The organism is Sporosarcina gallistercoris, assembly GCF_050459885.1.
In the GTDB taxonomy this organism is placed as follows: Bacteria; Bacillota; Bacilli; order Bacillales_A; family Planococcaceae; genus Sporosarcina; species Sporosarcina gallistercoris_A.
Genome location: NZ_JBCMNO010000024.1, coordinates 18861 through 35206, shown reverse-complemented (window position 1 = coordinate 35206; position 16346 = coordinate 18861). Strand labels below are relative to the sequence as shown.

The 16346-nt window shown below is 46.0% G+C and carries 13 protein-coding genes; 11 read left to right on the top strand and 2 right to left on the bottom strand.

Going from position 1 to position 16346, the window contains the following annotated elements; translation table 11 throughout:
• Positions 1-3: 3 nt before the first annotated feature.
• Positions 4-912 carry a TetR/AcrR family transcriptional regulator gene (locus tag ABE021_RS14185; RefSeq protein ID WP_430289545.1) on the bottom strand — a complete coding sequence of 303 codons (909 nt, stop codon included), beginning with the start codon at positions 910-912 and terminating at the stop codon, positions 4-6.
• A 173-nt stretch (positions 913-1085) separates the two neighbouring features.
• Between ABE021_RS14185 and ABE021_RS14180 the strand changes: the two genes are divergently transcribed.
• The 9 genes from ABE021_RS14180 to ABE021_RS14140 all read left to right on the top strand — a co-directional run bounded on the left by ABE021_RS14180 (position 1086) and on the right by ABE021_RS14140 (position 13093).
• Positions 1086-2627: a DHA2 family efflux MFS transporter permease subunit gene (locus ABE021_RS14180; RefSeq protein ID WP_430289544.1), complete on the top strand. Its 1542-nt coding sequence runs from the start codon at positions 1086-1088 to the stop codon at positions 2625-2627.
• 724 nt (positions 2628-3351) lie between these two features.
• Positions 3352-4830, top strand: a complete 1479-nt coding sequence (locus ABE021_RS14175) for an aldehyde dehydrogenase family protein (protein ID WP_430289543.1) — start codon at positions 3352-3354, stop codon at positions 4828-4830.
• Positions 4831-4845: 15 nt separating this feature from the next.
• Positions 4846-6012 (top strand): saccharopine dehydrogenase family protein, encoded by a 1167-nt coding sequence (locus ABE021_RS14170; RefSeq protein ID WP_430289542.1) that lies wholly within the window; start codon positions 4846-4848, stop codon positions 6010-6012.
• A gap of 26 nt (positions 6013-6038) precedes the next feature.
• The gene (locus ABE021_RS14165) at positions 6039-7229 is read left to right on the top strand and encodes an acyl-CoA dehydrogenase family protein (protein ID WP_430289540.1); all 1191 of its coding nucleotides are present in this window, start codon (positions 6039-6041) and stop codon (positions 7227-7229) included.
• Positions 7230-7285: 56 nt separating this feature from the next.
• Entirely contained in the window at positions 7286-8560 is a 1275-nt protein-coding gene (locus tag ABE021_RS14160) for a serpin family protein (protein WP_430289538.1), read from the top strand.
• Between the two features lie 186 nt (positions 8561-8746).
• Positions 8747-9853: an NAD/NADP octopine/nopaline dehydrogenase family protein gene (locus tag ABE021_RS14155; RefSeq protein WP_430289536.1), complete on the top strand. Its 1107-nt coding sequence runs from the start codon at positions 8747-8749 to the stop codon at positions 9851-9853.
• Positions 9854-10008: 155 nt separating this feature from the next.
• Positions 10009-10578, top strand: a complete 570-nt coding sequence (locus tag ABE021_RS14150) for a TetR/AcrR family transcriptional regulator (protein ID WP_430289534.1) — start codon at positions 10009-10011, stop codon at positions 10576-10578.
• Positions 10579-10644: 66 nt separating this feature from the next.
• Complete coding sequence (locus ABE021_RS14145) at positions 10645-12849, top strand: YhgE/Pip family protein (RefSeq protein WP_430289532.1); 2205 nt, start codon at positions 10645-10647, stop codon at positions 12847-12849.
• A gap of 91 nt (positions 12850-12940) precedes the next feature.
• A complete protein-coding gene (locus ABE021_RS14140; protein WP_430289531.1) occupies positions 12941-13093 on the top strand; it encodes a hypothetical protein in 153 nt (50 codons plus the stop codon).
• Positions 13094-13179: 86 nt separating this feature from the next.
• Here the strand turns inward: ABE021_RS14140 and ABE021_RS14135 are convergent, their stop codons facing one another.
• Positions 13180-14061 carry an SDR family oxidoreductase gene (locus ABE021_RS14135; protein WP_430289530.1) on the bottom strand — a complete coding sequence of 294 codons (882 nt, stop codon included), beginning with the start codon at positions 14059-14061 and terminating at the stop codon, positions 13180-13182.
• 130 nt (positions 14062-14191) lie between these two features.
• Between ABE021_RS14135 and ABE021_RS14130 the strand changes: the two genes are divergently transcribed.
• Both ABE021_RS14130 and ABE021_RS14125 read left to right on the top strand, forming a co-directional pair.
• The gene (locus ABE021_RS14130) at positions 14192-14974 is read left to right on the top strand and encodes a hypothetical protein (protein ID WP_430289529.1); all 783 of its coding nucleotides are present in this window, start codon (positions 14192-14194) and stop codon (positions 14972-14974) included.
• A complete protein-coding gene (locus ABE021_RS14125) occupies positions 14971-16272 on the top strand; it encodes a glycosyltransferase family 2 protein (protein ID WP_430289526.1) in 1302 nt (433 codons plus the stop codon). Before ABE021_RS14130 ends, ABE021_RS14125 begins: the two co-directional genes overlap by 4 nt.
• The last annotated feature ends 74 nt before the right edge of the window (positions 16273-16346 follow it).

Below are 16346 nucleotides of genomic sequence, written 5' to 3'. Positions count from 1 at the left end.
GTTTCAATTTATAGGACTGCATGACCCTTTTTTTCGCAGATTTTTCACTTCTATAATTCTGTAACACAAATTCGCGATATCATCCGCATACTTTGTGGAAGAATAGTGTTTCTCGAACGAAGTCGTCACGGATTCCAAAATTGTAGGACCGCTATTTCCAGTAACGAGCTCTTCCAATAGAAACGTCACATATTCAATCCCTTTATCTTCCCGATCTTTTTCAAAACGAGTAAGAATGTCCCGCAGTTCTTTCATCAACACTTCTTTTGTATCTTCATTATCGGTGTACGTTAACTTGTCAAGAAGCGCTTTGCCCAGTAACTTATCGCCACTCGCCATCATGCCTGCCATGATATCATCGAGCCGGCGTATTGCGAAAGGCACGAGTTGATCGTAATTGAAAGAATTCTTTTCTCTTCCGCCAATTTTCACGAAATGATGGATATGCTGCATCATACCGACGAGCATAACAGCGCCATCCGCATTATAAGGCTCAGAGTCAGGACCGTAGACTTCTAACAACCGTCCGGAGAGCCACGAAATTTCAGATAAATATTGTTTTCTGACGAAGGTTCGCATTTCATCATCATTCGAAAAGAAGACCGCTTCATAGATAGGCAGTAAATTCCGTTCCCGATCTACATGGGCACGAGTAACAATCTGCAAAGCAAAAATCGTCTTATCGGTCCGATCTTGTCCAAGAAGTAATTTTCTGCGTCTTGTGATCGACTCTTCGTTTGCCATTTCGAGTATGGACAACAGGCATTCATTTTTTGAAGTGAAATAATTGTAAAACGTACCTTTGGAAATTCCTGCGGCAGTTAAAATGTCTTGAACAGAAGTTGCGATAACCCCTTTTTCTTGAAACACTTGCTGAGCAGCTAGAATGATTTGAAGTTTCCGCTCGTTCATCACATCACCTTTTTGTAAGTTAGTATACTGCCAGTCTACTCTTGAAACCTCCATTTATCAATGAAATATAAACTTCTAGATTTTTTTGTTGATTTATTTGGACTGTGAGTATAAAATATTCTTCATGATGTTTTTCGAAGTACGAACTAATAAGGAAACGGAGAGATTGCTGGATGGAAACTAATGAACACATTAAAAAAATGCAAGATAAGCCGCCATACGGCATAATCGCGATTTTATTTATCGGGGCTTTTGTTGCGATTTTGAACAATACCTTATTGAATATCGCACTCCCGACGATTATGGATGAATTTAAGATAACTCCTTCTCAAGTGCAATGGCTTACGACTGGCTACATGCTTGTCGGCGGTATTATGATGCCAGCCAGCGCTTTTTTCATTCTTAAATTCAAAAATAGACAGTTATTTTTAACCGCAATGGCACTGTTCTCAGCCGGAACCTTTTTGGCGATTGTTACGCCGAACTTTTCGCTATTAGTAGCGGCACGGATGATTCAAGCTTCCGGTGCAGCACTTCTGATGCCACTTCTAATGAATGTCATGCTCGTTGCGTTTCCTATTGAAAAACGCGGGCAGGCACTTGGTTATTTTGGACTTGTCATGTTTACAGCTCCAGCCATTGGACCGACGCTATCTGGGTTCGTTGTGGAGCACTACTCTTGGCGTGCGTTGTTCATCATCGTTTTACCGATTGCATTATTCACGATGGTGTATGCGTTCTTCAAATTGCACAACATTACGCCGAATAAGCCGGTCAAAGTCGATGTCTTCTCAATTGTTCTCTCAAGTATCGGATTTGGTGGATTGTTGTATGGATTCAGTTCGGCGGGGAGTAAAGGCTGGACTGCGATTGAAGTATACGGAACAATTATTATTGGTGCGATTGGACTTGTTCTTTTCGTCACTCGACAGCTTAGAAAAAAAGATCCGATGCTCGATTTCAAAATCTACAAGCATCCGATGTTCGCGTTGTCCTCGATCATATCGGTGGTTGTATCCGTTGCTATGTTCTCAGGAATGATTTTGACACCGCTCTACGTACAGAGTGTCCGTCACATTTCACCTCTTGACTCCGGTCTGCTCATGCTGCCGGGTGCTGTCCTGATGGGAATCATGTCACCGATAACTGGTAAGCTGTTCGATAAATACGGACCGAAAGGACTTGCGATTACAGGGTTAGCAATCACAATGCTCACGACGTATATGCTGAGCCAGCTGACGATGGATACAGGCTATTATGAACTTATGGCGATATACACTGCCCGTATGTTTGGACTGTCGATGGTGACCATGCCGATCATGACGAACGGTATGAATCAGTTACCGATGGTTTCAAACCCGCATGGTACTGCCATGAACAGTACAGTTCAACAAGTATCAGGTGCGATTGGATCCGCGATTCTCTTGACACTCATGACAAAACGTGCGGAATCTGCGGGTGCTGAGATTGCTGCAAATGCAGCAGCAACAGGCAAACTGCCGACAGATGCTTCGGGAGTGGCAGAATTCAAGATCCAAGTGGCCCGGCAAGCTCAGCTCGACGGCATTAACCATGCGTTCTTCATCTCCACCGTTATTGCAGGCGTGGCGCTGGTCTTGACGTTATTCATAAGACGCGTCCTACCGCCTAAAATCGAAAATCAACCTAATCCCGGAATGCCAGCGGAAACAAAAACGCATAGCGAAAACGGTTAATTATAAGCCCTTCATTGGAATGGAATTTCCGATGAAGGGCTTTTTGTTTGGAATCCATACATGGGTTTTATCTCTTCCGGAGGGTTAAGTGGCAACGAGACAATTTTGGCAAGGTTAAACGATTGCTTGGTAGCGCTGCGCTTATTTTTAGGAACCATTTCATGTATAGGTTCGTGGTGATTTACAGGAATTTCAGCGAATTCCCCTTCATCATAGTGCCACCCGACCATGGAGCCGAATAATACTTAGAATTTGTTCTTAATCTCAGGAAACGCTCATAAATCATGGGAAATGATCATATTCTCAGGAAACCGCTCATAAATCATGGGAAATGATCATATTCTCAGGAAACCGCTCATAAATCATGGAAAGTGATCATAACCGCAGGAAAGCGCTCATAAACCGTGGAAAGTGATCATAACCGCAGGAAAGCGCTCATAAACCGTGGAAAGTGATCATAACCGCAGGAAAGCGCTCATAAACTGAGGAAAGTGATCATAACAGCTTGAAAGCGCTCATAAACTGAGGAAAGTGATCATAACCACAGGAAAGCGCTCATAAACCGTGGAAAGTGATCATAACCACAATAAAACGAGCATCCCAAATCACATACAACCAATTAAATTCTCCACGTATCCAATGAAAGGAAATCACAAACTACTGTCGAATAGAGTATGAAAGGGCTTACAAATCTATCGATCTATCTGGAGAGGGGAATGCACTAATGAAACTGAACAATTACATCAATGGGCAATGGGGAAACGAGACAGGAGCGGACTATACAGCAGTAAAAAATCCAGCGAATGGGAAAACATTAGCGGACGTTCGCCTATCAACAGCGGAGGATGTCAGCGAAGCGGTCGCTGCAGCGAAAGCGGCGCAAAAGAAATGGGCGCGGGTACCCGCACCGAAACGAGCAGAATATTTGTATGAAATCGGGCGAATCATGATTGAAAAGAAAGAGCATCTTTCCCAAGTACTTACAAAAGAAATGGGGAAAGTCATAGAAGAAGCGCGTGGTGAAGTCCAAGAAGGTATCGACATGGCCTATTACATGGCAGGTGAGGGCCGCCGTCTCTTCGGTGAAACCGTTCCCTCTGAACTCGATAACAAATTCGCGATGAGCGTTCGAGCACCAATCGGCGTCGTCGGGTTAATCACACCATGGAACTTCCCTGTCGCCATCGCAACGTGGAAATCGTTCCCGGCGATTGTTGCGGGCAATACATTCATCTGGAAACCTGCGACGGAAACGCCGATGATGGCGTATGAAATGGCACTCATCTTTGAAGAAGCCGGTTTACCTGCAGGTGTGGCAAACGTCGTATTCGGAAGTGGAGGCACCGTCGGGACGGCGATGATCGAGCATCCGGATGTCCGTGTTGTTTCATTCACCGGATCGACGGAAACAGGACGCAGTGTCGCGGAACTGGGCGGACGTCATTTGAAAAAAGTCTCGCTTGAAATGGGGGGCAAAAATGCCATTATCGTCATGGACGACGCGGACATAGACCTTGCCGTAGAAGGCATTCTTTGGAGCGCATTCGGTACAGCTGGGCAGCGGTGCACTGCATGCAGCCGGGTGATTGCGCATAGGGATATAAAGCAGGAACTTGAGCGAAAGTTGCTGGAAGCGATGAAAGACCTGACGATTGGAGATGGGGCGGACGAATCGAACAAAATCGGACCTGTCATTAACGCAAAAGCACTCGAGAAAATCAGTTATTACGTCAATGTCGGTAAAGAAGAGGGTGCGAAACTACTAGCAGGCGGAAACACATTGACCGAAGGCCATTATACAGGCGGGCATTACTTTGAACCGACACTCTTCACAGACGTTGAACCGGATAGTCGGCTTGCGCAGGAAGAAATCTTCGGACCTGTCATTTCGTTGATAGAAATCAGCAGTTTAGAAGAAGCGATTGAAGTGAACAACAGTGTGGTGTATGGCTTATCCAGCTCGATTTTCTCAAGAGATGTCAACAGAATCTTCCAAGCACAACGAGATCTTGACACAGGAATCGTTTACGTGAATGCCGGAACAACTGGTGCGGAAATCCACTTGCCATTCGGCGGAACAAAAGGAACGGGCAACGGTCACAGGGACTCAGGTGTTGCAGCACTGGATGTATTCACGGAGTGGAAGAGTATTTACGTAGACTTCAGCGGCAAGTTGCAGCGGGCACAGATCGATAACAACTAAAAGGAGGCTGATTGGATGAAAGTCGTCGTATTGGGTGCAGGGTTAATGGGGAAAGAAGCCGTTCGGGACTTGGTGAAAAGTGACGGGGTGAAGGCTGTCTACTTAGCGGATCAAGACGTTCGAAAAGCGGAAAATTTTGCAGATGAGCTCATGTCCGACAAACTCAGTATCTTAGTACTGGATGCTCGTAACGAATTGCAACTGAGTGAAGTCATTGCACTCGGTGACGTCGTCATCAATGCGCTGTTCTACACATTCAATGAGCAGGTTGCAAAACTGGCAATCGAAGCGGGCGTTCATTGTGTGGACCTCGGAGGTCATATCGGCGGAGCGACGGATGCTGTCCTGCAGATGAAAGAACAAGCAGAAGCGCGCAACGTAACGGTCATCCCGGACCTCGGTGTCGCCCCCGGGATGATCAACATCCTAACTGGCCTCGGAGCGGATAAATTGGATAAGGTCGAGTCCATCCGCTTGTATGTAGGTGGCGTGCCCGTCAATCCCGATCCTCCGCTTAACTACAACATCGTATTTTCATTAGAAGGCGTCTTTGACCATTATACCGATTCTTCGCGTGTCGTCCGAGGCGGGGAAATTCTGGAGCTGCCGTCGCTATCAGAAATCGAAACCGTTCATTTCGATGGATTCGGTGATATGGAAGCATTCCATACATCCGGTGGAACGTCCACACTGATCGAATCATTCCCGGACGTTCAAACGCTTGAGTATAAAACACTGCGGTATCCGGGTCACGCAGAAAAGTTCCAGTTGCTCGTAGACCTCGGCTTATTGTCACGTGAATCGACAATCCAAGTCGATGGCAGGCCAATACGCGTCCGCGATGTCATGCGTGAACACCTCACACCTCAACTGCTGCTCGGTGACAAAAAAGATGCAGTCTTGCTCCGTGTCCTTGTAAATGGCGAGGCTTCCGGCATGCCTGCAACTTATGAGTACAACATGACTGTGACCAAAGATACGGATATGAACGAAACCGCAATGGCGCTTGCCACTGCGAATACAATCTCCGTTGTCGCCCAAATGATCGGCAGCGGCACGATTACAAAACGCGGTGTGTATCCGCCGGAAATGATTGTCCCGGGAGAACTATATATTGAAGAGATGGGCAAACGGGGCGTTCACATTACGGAAGCCGTACACACAGGTGAAGCTGCACTCTAATCCGATCGATACAAGGAGGAAAAGAGATGGATTTCAACTTTACGGAAGAACAGTTACTGCTTCGCAAAACAGTAAGACGATACGTCGATGATCGAATCCTTCCGAATATCGCGAAATGGGATGCAGAAGGCGGTTTCGATCCCGAAGTCTGGAAAGAACTCGCAGACCTCGGATTCATGGGGACGTGTATTCCGGAAATCTATGGCGGCAGCGGCTTGGATTATAACGCTCTTGCCATTTTGTGTGAAGAACTGGAACGCGGGGATACCGCGTTCCGAACCGCGGTATCCGTCCATACAGGTCTGAATTCATTGACACTCCTGCAATGGGGAACGGAAGAACAGAAGCAGAAGTATTTGACCCCTCAAGCAACAGGTGAGAAAGTCGGCGCGTTCGGATTGACGGAGCCTGGTGCAGGATCCGACGTTGCCGCAATGGTTTCAACCGCTGTTCTTGAAGGCGATGAATATGTGTTGAATGGGCAGAAAACGTGGATTTCATTATGTGATCGTGCAGATCACTTCCTCATCTTTGCTTATACGGATAAATCGAAAAAACATCATGGGATTTCTGCGTTCATCGTCGAGCGCACAATGCCCGGATTTTCATCCAAAGCCATTAAAAACAAATACGGCATCAAGGCCGGCAACACGGGCGAATTGTTCTTCGACGACGTCCGGATCCCTGCAGCCAACTTGTTAGGGAAAGAAGGTGAAGGGTTTAAAATCGCGATGTCCGCACTCGATAACGGACGCTTCACAGTAGCGGCGGGGGCTGTCGGCCTGATTCAAGCGTGTATGGAAACGAGTGTCGCCTATTGTGAAGAACGCAGTACGTTCGGAAAGCCGATCGGTCAGCATCAGCTCGTGCAGCAAATGATTGCGAACATGGAAGCGGGCTATCAAATGAGCCGCCTGCTAGTATACCGGGCGGGTGAGATGAAAAATGCCGGATTGCGCAATACGCGAGAGACGTCATTAGCGAAGTGGCAAGCATGCGATTTCGCTAACCAAGCTGCGGACGATGCCTTTCAAATCCATGGTGCGTATGGATATTCGGACGATTATCCAGTTGCACGGTACTTACGTAACTCAAAGGCTCCGGTTATCTATGAAGGTACCCGGGAAATCCATACAATCATGCAAGCCGAGTATGTGCTTGGGTATCGGCAAGACAAGCCTCTCAACAATATGTTGCCGTCCTGGCCGTTTGAGTGAACTATGTAACTTTTCAACACCCGAACCGACTCATCTAGTAAAGGGGACGGGTGATTATGAGTGAAAAAGCTATACTTGCGATGGCTTTCAGTGTTGCGATAGTGCTATCAGCGTGTGGGGCGGTCCAGGCTCCGCCAATAAAAGAAGAACCGAAGGCAGACGAATTTTCCGTATTTTTCGGAGAAGACGATTACTTGAAGTTAAGCGAGCCGACAAACGAACTTGGAGCACAACTGATATCGAAAGCGGAGCCAGACGAAGACGGCAATGTATTCGTGTCTCCAGTCAGTCTGTTCATGGCATTGTCCATGCTGCAAAACGGAGCGGAGGGACAGACCCGGGACCAGATTACAGAAGCGATGCAGGTAATGGGAATGGACGCAGAGTCCATCAACCGCGCGAACGCATCATTGGTGGCTCATCTTCAACACTCGGATGATGGGCTGACATTCAGGACCGCGAATTCAATTTGGGTGAATGATGCATACACGCTGCAAGAAGAATTCAAACAGCTTACACAAGATTATTATTTAGCAGAGGCTCAAGAAATGGACATCACCGACCCGGAATCCGCAGAACTCATGAACGAATGGGTTCAGCATGCAACGAACGGGAAGATTGACGAAATTGTCCAAGCACCTCTAGATGAAAGCCTTGTCCTGTATCTGTTAAACGCTGTTTATTTCAAAGCGTCCTGGTCCTATCCGTTCAATGAGAATCTAACGGAAGACGATGATTTCAAGCTGACAGACGGAACGGTTAGGAAAGTTCCATTCATGCAGTTGAATGAAGAGCTTTCTTATTTGGAAACGGACCAGTTCCAGGCAGTAACTCTGCCTTACGGAAACGAGGGAAAGCTGATGATGGACATCTATGTCCCAAAAGAGGGTCGGAATCTCGAAGAACTCCTCTCTTCCTGGACTGCTGAAAACCGCAAAAAGTGGAAGAATTCATTTGAAACACTACCAGGAATCGTCCGTTTACCGAAGTTCCAGCTCGATTATGAAATTCTACTGAATGATGTGCTCCAGGAGTTAGGAATGTACCAAGCATTTGGTGAAGAAGCGGAATTAGGTAAGGTGGTAGTGGAGGATGAAAATCGATTGTTTGTGAGCAAAGTGTTTCAGAAAACTTACCTCTCTGTGGATGAAAAAGGAACAGAGGCAGCAGCTGTCACATCCATCGCTGTAGATACCGAATCGGCGTCATTAGGAGAAGTTTTCGAAATCACAGCAGCCAAACCGTTTTTCTTCACTGTCTATGACAGAGAGGCAGACCTATTGTTATTTGCAGGGAAGGTTGCAAATCCAGTAACCGGATCTTCAAACTAATTGGTGGAAGTATCGAAGTGGTGATAAAAGTCCAGAGAGCTTTTCAAGTTGCCATTCCAATTATATAAATCTGATAATTCAACCAAGATAGACTTTTGTTGGAATTCATGGTAGCATTGTGAGTGTGGAAGAAAAAAACAATTATACAAAGAAGTTGAAAGTTTTTCATGAAAGGGGAAACTAAAATTGAATATTACGATTGTTGGTTCAGGACACGGGGGTTCTACAGCGGCTGCTTGTCTAGCACGTGATGGTCACCAGGTCAGTATGTTGAAACTAAGCAATCAGCCAAACGAACATTTTGCTAAATTGGAAGAAACAAAGTGCATTACCTTAATAGAAGGAGACGGACAGCAGACTGTTCCACTTCATGCTGTGACGCGCAATCCTGCAGAAGTTATACCACAAGCAGATATTATCCTCATTTACTATGTCTCGAATTACCACAAGTCCCTCGCGAGCGCTCTAGCTCCACACTTACAAAAGCATCAAACCGTTTACATCTGTCCTGGGTATCTAGGCAGCATCTACTTTTTGAATGAATTGAAACGAATCGGAAGAACAGAAGATGCCCCTCTGTTTGTTGAAGGTGAGACGTTGCCATATAGTTGTAGAATCACAAATTCCGGTGAGGTTACGCTGTATTCAGAGAACTACGGACATCCCATAGCTTCCATTCCGGCAGATCGGGTTCAAGAAGCATGTCATACGTTGAAACCGATTCTAGGCAATTGTATTCCGCGTGAAAATATGGCGGAAGTTGCACTGCACAATCCGAATCTCATCATGCACACAGTGGGAATCGCGCTGAATGCAGCGTATATCGAAAACTCGGATGGTCAATTTTCCATGTATACGGAAGGGTTCACTCCATCTACATGGAAAGTCGCAAACGAGTTGGATCAGGAAAAAATGGATTTGCTCGAAAGAATCGGCTCAAAACGCCGCTCGTACATCGAAGAGTTCAAGGTACGTACATTTACTGACCCCGAAGCCCAGTCAGATGACGAAGCATTTGATATCTACGCAGACAGTGTCAAGGACTTGCATACAAAATCCGTTAACAACCGCTATATTACGGAAGACGTTCCGATGGGTCTCGGTCTTCTTCACTCACTCGGGAAACATCTCGGATTGCCAACACCTGTGGCTGATTCCATCATCACCCTTGCAGGTACAATGGTTGGAGACGATTACTTCCGAGAAGCACGTACAGTGGAAGAGCTAGGGTTCGCAAACGCTGAGGAACTATTGTCATTCATCAGTTCTAATAAAACCAGCAAAATCGAATAGGACTAGAAGAGCGGAGGTGCAAAAGCGACCTCCGCTTTTTCTTTTGGGAGCGGTTCGAAAATCCCTTGCAATTTTTTTAAAGGAAGCGTAGTATAAGGAATGACCAAATGACCGTAATTGAATTATAGTCATTTCACGATGAAAGAGGTGGGTACATGGATCGCAGAACGGAGATTTTGGAAGCCGCTGCAAAATCCTTCGCACTGTTTGGCTACAAAGCAACCACTATGGACCAAGTCGCCAAAATTGCGAACGTTGGGAAAGGGACAATTTACACATTCTTCGCTAACAAGGAAGAACTGTTCAACGCCATTGTTGTCGGGATGATAGAAGAGATGAGGACTGAAGCGGAAGCAGCCGCAATTGATGGCGGCACGTTTGAAGAGAATGCACATGCTCGTCTTATGTCGATATTGAAATTCAGAACAACGCACCAATTGTATGCCAAACTGATTGATGAAGGAAAAGAAATCCGGACGCCCGCTGTACAAGAAGTGTTAGCGGATATCGAAACACAGATTGTAAAATTCATTGCTGAAAAAATACAAAAAGGTATGGATCGCGGTGAGGTCAAATCATGCAACGTCGAAATGGTTGCCTATTTGCTGTTCAAGTCGTATATGGCACTCGTTGTGGACTGGGGGAAAACTCACGGTCAAGAGTTGGATGAAACGGAAATCATCGATTTGCTGAGTAATACCATATTTAAAAGTCTCTTAATTTGAGACTTATTTTTTCAAGTAATAATGACCATAAAGCTAAAGTGGTCAATCAGTCAAGGAGGAAAAATGATGAAAAAGACGATGACAGGAGCCGAATGGAAGCAATTATTACGCACGCGTAAGATGATTGTGCCAATGATTGCGATTCTTTTCATACCGGTGTTATATGCAGGGATGTTCTTATGGGCGTTTTGGGATCCATACGCCAATATGGATGCGTTGCCCGTTGCAGTTGTAAATAATGACGAAGGGGCAGAGTATGAAGGAACGGAACTCGACCTTGGGAAAGAACTCGTCGACAAACTCGTCGATAGTAAGCAGTTTGACTTCCAAAGTATTTCCGATTCAGAAGCTAAAAAAGGCCTCAGTGACCAAGACTACTACATGACGATAGAGATTCCGGATAATTTTTCCCAACACGCAACGACGTTATTGGATGAATCACCGGAAAAACTAGCGCTCATCTACAAGCCGAACGAAGGTTTCAACTTCCTTTCAGCACAAATCGGAGAAACTGCGATGGATCGCATCAAGGCTGAAGTGAATGAAAAAGTATCATCCACGTATGCGGAGCAGCTCTTTGATTCCATTAAAGAAATGGGGGATGGATTCGGGGAGGCGGCTGACGGTGCAGGAAAACTGCATGACGGGTCTGGCAAACTTGTTTCCGGGGCAGATGATTTAAAGGGTTATTTGGAACAACTTGCATCTAGCACAGTTACGCTTGCAGATGGTTCAGATAAGCTGAAAAAAGGTGTCATCGAAGCAGCAAATGGGGCAACCTCTCTGAATTCGGGACTCGGAACCTTGTCATCGGGTGCAAGCGAACTTCAAGTCGGTGCACAGAAAGCATCTGCGGGAGCAAACGAATTGAACGCGGGGTTGTCTCAATACACACAAGGTGTGAATAAGCTCGCAAGCAGTTATCAACAGATTGGTGCAAAAGAAAAAGAATTCGGGGCAGGTGTGAACAACCTTGCTGAAAAATCCGGTTCCCTGAATGCCGCAGCTGGTCAATTAACAGGGGGAGCACAGGAAGTGAATGCAGGAATCGGGCAATTGTCCGATCAGCTTGCACCCATTTTAGCTGAACTTCCTGAAGAACAAAAAGCTGCATTACAAGGAGCACTCGGCGAATTGAAAGCAGGCAGTGCAAAAGTGGCAGGCGGACTAGGTGAATTATCACAAGGTACCGCAGCGCTTCAATCGGGGGCGAAGGAGCTGAACGGTGCAGCAGGACAATTGGCAGGAGCACATGCACAAGCTCTTGCAGGAGTAAATGAATTGAACAGTAAATCCGGGCAATTGCTTGCAGGATCGTCCGCATTGGCTGAAGGGAATGGAGCATTGAGCGAAGGTGTTGGTAAACTTGCTGCAGGCGCAACTGCTGCGAAAGAGGGTTCCGGTAAGCTGGTCGATGGCCTGTCTGCGTTATCGGCAGGTACGAAAACGTTAACGGATGGAACAGGCACTCTCGCTTCTAAATCACAAGATCTGGCAGCAGGATCGTCAGCACTTGCTGACGGAGCGAAAGAATTGAACGAAGGGACTGGTACGCTTCAAGAGAAGTTAAGTGAAGCGAACGACACCGCTTCAGAAGTGAAGCCATCCGACAAAACGTACGATATGGTAGGCGCACCTGTAAATGTAGAAAAATCGGCAGTCAACGAAGTGCCGAACTACGGAACAGGATTCGCACCGTACTTCCTATCCCTAGGATTGTTCGTAGGGGCGTTGTTACTTTCCATCGTATTTCCACTTGTTCAACCAGCAATATCTCCAACTGGTCCATTCCGCTGGTTTGCAAGTAAAGTTTCCGTGCTCGCAGTAGTTGGGCTCATTCAAGCACTGATTGCCGTGGTCGTCGTCAAATACGCATTAGGCATGGAAACGATCAACACGCCATTGTTCATCCTCACGGCGATCATTACAAGTTATACATTCATCGCGCTCGTGCAGTTGTTCGTTACTGTATTCAGTGATGCAGGCCGCTTCATGGCGATTCTTGTGTTAATCATGCAACTCGTAACAAGCGCGGGTACATTCCCATTGGAATTGATCCCGGAACCGCTTCAGATTTTCAATAAATTCTTGCCGATGACATACTCTGTCCAAGCATTCAAAGCATCCATTTCCACAGACGATATGACACATCTCTGGACGTCAAATGGAATCCTGCTTGGATTCATGGCCGTAAGTCTCGCGTTGACAGCAGGCTATTTCGCATTGCTGTTCAAAAAACGTCATTCCACACCAGACGTTGCAGAAGCTTAATATATAGATTACAAAAGATCGGCAGACACGTTAATATGTCTGCCGATTTTTTTGTGGATAAAATTCAAGTGCTTAGAAAAGTTATCGACGGATGGTGACATGGTTATACCCAATTGGGGATGGAATGGCGGTTATCCACAGGACTTTTTGGTTCGTTGCGTGCCATTCGGATGATCGGATTAAGTTATCCACTTCTTATTGGATGAATCGGCCAGATGGTGAAGGTCATCGGAGAAATAACTGATGCATGTACACAATTCAACGTCAATGCGAATACTAAAAAAGCAGCGACACCTTCAATATGAGGTGTCGCTGCTTTTTAACATTCAATTAGGAACCAACAAAGTCTCCGCCATCGACATGGATGGTTTGGCCAGTCATATAGCTCGAATCGTTCGATGCAAGGAATACGTAAGCGGGTGCATTTTCTGCAGGCTCGCCGCGACGTTTCATCGGCGTATTGTCGCCATGTTTCTTGACTGTCTGCGCATCGAACGTCGCCGGAATGAGAGGTGTCCAAATTGGACCTGGTGCCACAGCATTCACACGGATCTTTTGCTCCGCCAAGTTCAAGGCGAGTGAGCGCGTGAAAGAGGTGATAGCGCCTTTTGTAGCGGAATAATCCAGTAACCCAGGAGACCCGTTATAAGCTGTGACTGATGATGTGTTGATAATCGAGCTTCCCTCTTTCAAATGAGGCAATGCGGCTCTAGTTAAATAAAAGAGTCCGAAAAAGTTCGTATCGAACGTTTCCCGTAATTGGTCACCTGAAATATCCAGCAATGATTTTTGAGGAAATTGCTTTCCTGCGTTATTCACGAGCACATCCAGACCGCCGAACTGTTCAACGACTGCTTCCACGAGTGTTTCACAGTTCTCTTCTTCACTGATATCTATACGTTTTGCAAATGCTTTGCCACCATATTTCTCAATGAGTTCCACGGTTTTATCTGCATCCACGTCTTCTTCCGCACTTAGATAAGCGATTGCGACATCTGCACCTTCTTTTGCGAAAGCGACGGCAACTGCTCGACCGATTCCGCTATCCCCTCCAGTGATCAGCGCTTTCTTCCCGGCTAACTTGCCGGAACCTTTGTACATCTCATCATCGTAAATCGGCTGAGGTGACATCTCCGCTTCCACGCCAGGTTGCTGATCCTGAGTCTGAGGTTTTACGTTTTCGTCGATTTTTTCATATTTGTCTTTCGTCATGTGTAACATCCTCCTTACCGAGTATCTAGTTCAAGTATTCCCATAAGAAACACTGGCAAACATTCTGTGTTTTTGAATATATTATTAGGGAAGAGAATCATGAGAAAGACGAAAAGAGGGGGACGTTGAAGTGAATAGCACAACTCTATGGCAACGGATCCAAATGCCGATAGCTGCAGCTGTTTGGTTAGCATCCGCTGTAGTATTGATAGGGCTGCAAAGTTACCAGAATGCACTGTACATATTGCTAGGAGTAGTGGGAGCGGCAGTTTTCTTTTTCCTAGTGACTGACCGTGTGGCATTCTTCGCTTTTATCGTGCTGACGTTAACAACGGTTTTCTATTTCTTATACAGGGCTTTTGCAGAAGGATGGTCTCCAGGCGAACAAGCGGCAGGAATCGGTACTCATTTTTTGTTTTTACTGCATCTCTTTGCCCTTTATAGCATTGCTAAGTATGTATATTCCTATCGCTCGGAAAACACGGTCTTGAAGAACCGTCTCGAAGAGTTACAAGAATACATTTCGGAACATGGTGTCTTAACGAAAAGGGAATTCGAGAAGCAGTCATCCATCGTATTGTCGACAATGGCGCGTCATAGCGAGCCGGGATATTTCGTTCAAGTGGATATATCGCGAATTCGGAAAGTTGCGCGCAAACAAGCACTGACCGCTTGCTCATCCGTCCTAATCGGTACATTGCGAAAACATTATGATCTCGTAGGGCACTTTGATGACAAAACAATTGTTGTGTTACTCCAAAACATTAGTGAAGATGGATTCAAGATTGTAGAGGAACGATTGAAAGAAGAGATGAAGCTGCAAATTGAAGAGGGAGCTTTCGAGCAGATCCACTGGATCATCCGGCAGATTGAAGGGGAACGTACCATTGAAGAATTGCTGGTGATTCCATGAATAAGCGTCTCGTCACTTTGCTCGTCTTAGCAGCTGTTTTTCTAATAGGTCTTGTGCTAGCTGCGATTTTCAACGTGAAAATCCTGTTGTTTTTCACAACTGCATTGTTCTTGATGCTGCTTGGATACTATTCACTCTTGACGCTCGCGGGTCTATATAATCGATTGAGGAAACAGGAGATTCCTGTGCTGGATTTTTATCCAGGCGTGGATATTCTGATTCCCGCGCATAATGAAGGAGTTGTCATTAAAGATACGATTGTGGCGATGACAGCGCTGAATTACCCCGGAGATTTGCAGATATATGTGTTGAACGACAATTCGTCTGATGAGACCGGAGAGATTGCGGGAGATTTTGCGGCGACGTTCAAAAACGTCCACCACATTCAGGTACCTCCTGGTGAACCGCGTGGGAAATCCCGTGTACTCAATTATGGTTTGAGTATTTCATCGAACAAATACTATTGTGTCTATGACGCGGACAATCAACCAGATTCTGAAGCGCTCATCAAGTTAGTGGCAACAGCAGAGGGGAATGAGCAGTCTGCAGGCGCTGTAGGTTATGTGAGGACCATTAACGAGCAGCAAAACTGGCTAACTCGTATGATTTCAATAGAATTCCAAGTGTTTCAACTGCTCATGCAATCCGGCCGCTGGCAGCTGTTTAAGACCGGATCGTTGACAGGGACGAACATGCTCGTAAAGCGCAGTGTCATTGAGGAACTGGGCGGATATGATCCGTATGCGATCGCGGAAGACGCGGAACTGACGCTTCGTATAACGAAAGCTGGTTACTATTTACCGATCGTTCCGGATTCGATTACGTGGGAGCAGGAACCGGAAACGCTGCGTGTTTACTTGAAACAACGGACGCGCTGGCTACAAGGGAACTTGTATATTGTCGAAAAAACGTTAACGGAACCCGGCTATTTCAAAGGGAAGCTGCTCGTTCACTCCGTTCACCAGTTACTCGTGTACGTCATCTTTTGGCTGTTCCTTATCATTTCGTATGTATGGTTCGCCCTCGGGATTTTGAATATCTTCTATATTGAGTATACGTATCCACTCTTGTTCATATGGTACTTGGCATATATCGTATACACAACGCAGCTGTTTGCTGCACAAGCGACCCAGCGAACCTTTACGCCGCTTAATGTGTTCATCAGCGTCATCATGTATTTCACGTATGCCCAGCTGTTTTCGTACTTGTTCGTTCGGAGTCTGATTCTGTATGTGAAGGCGAAAAAGAATCGACAAGTGATCGGATGGGATAAGACGCAACGATTCAAATCGAAATGACTTGCGATTCCATAAAAAAGTTCTAGATCAAATGTTGGGGTGTTGTAACTTGCGCCCGTCACCAATCAACCTAG